We start from the raw sequence: 1321 nt of genomic DNA on the forward strand, positions 1-1321 counted from the left end.
GGTCGGCGTCGATGCAGCCGGTCGGTGACATCACGGCGGCGCGCTCGAGGCAGTTTTCCAGTTCGCGCACGTTGCCCGGCCAGCCGTATTGCGTCAGGCGGCGGATGGCGGCCTCGGTGATGTTGAGCGGGCGGCCCTGGGTTTCGCCGATGCGCGTCGCGATGTGGCGCGCCAACTCGGGAACATCTTCGGGCCGCTCGCGCAGTGGCGGCAGGATGATGGGCATGACGTTGAGGCGGTAGTAAAGATCCTCGCGGAAATCGCCCGCATCGACTGCCGCTTCGAGGTTGCGGTGCGTAGCGGCTATGACGCGCACATCGACTTTCAGTGTGCGGCTGCCACCGACGCGTTCGAGTTCGCCCTCTTGCAGAACTCGCAGCAGCTTGGCTTGGAAGGCCGGCGAGATTTCGCCGATTTCGTCGAGGAACAGCGTGCCGCCGTCGGCCATTTCAAAGCGGCCCTTGCGGCTGCCGACCGCGCCGGTGAATGAGCCCTTCTCGTGGCCGAAGAGTTCGGTTTCGAGCAAATTTTCCGGCAGCGAGGCGCAGTTGAGCCGCACGTACGGGCCGCGCGCGCGTGGCGAATGGTAGTGAATGGCGTTGGCGATAAGCTCTTTGCCGGTGCCGGTTTCGCCGCGGAGCAGCACGGTGGTATTCCATTTCGATACCATGCGCACCTGGTCGAAAACGCGGCGCATGGCGGCGGAGCGGCCGACGATGTTGTCGAAGCCGTACTGGTTGCGCACGGTCCGGCGCAAGCTGTCGCGTTCTTCGGCAAGCGTTTTCTTTTCCTGCTCGACTTCCAGCGACAGTCGCACACTGCGGCCGATGAGGTTGGCCACCATTTCGACAAAGCGCGCGCGTTCTTCAAGCAGTCCGTCGTCGACTTCGTCGGGTTGCACGGCCAGCACGCCGCGCAGGCTGCCACCGACATTGATGGGTGCGGCGATGAAGGGCAGGTTGCGGTCGTAAATGCCGATCCGGTTGAGGAAGCGCGGGTCGCGGCCGGCAACGGCCAGCGAGATCGAACGCTTTTCGGCCAGCAGTACGCCGAGAATGCCCTCGCCGGACTGGTAGCGTACCGGTTCGGTTTCGTCGACGCTGGCACCATGGACGGCATTCACCACCAGGTCGCCGTTCTCCGGGTCGAGCACGCTGACCATGCTGCGGCCGAAGCTGACTTCCTCGTCGAGCACGTCCAGCACCTTGAGGACCGTCTGCGAAAAATCCAGCGAGCGCGAGAGGATTTCACTGACGAGGTAAAGCGCTTCCAGTTCGGAGCGATGGAGTTGCGACGCGCTGCTCATGACCTGTCCTTCACT

1 protein-coding gene is annotated in these 1321 nt (G+C 63.9%); it reads right to left on the reverse strand.

Translation table 11 applies throughout. The features are described 5' to 3' along the window. Positions 1–1306 (reverse strand): nif-specific transcriptional activator NifA (gene nifA / locus HXX15_RS23105; RefSeq protein WP_296519254.1); only part of this gene is annotated, 1306 nt, incomplete at its 3' end. Positions 1307–1321 lie beyond the last annotated feature (15 nt).

Source organism: Rhodopseudomonas sp. (assembly GCF_013377015.1).
Lineage (GTDB): Bacteria > Pseudomonadota > Alphaproteobacteria > Rhizobiales > Xanthobacteraceae > JARJEH01.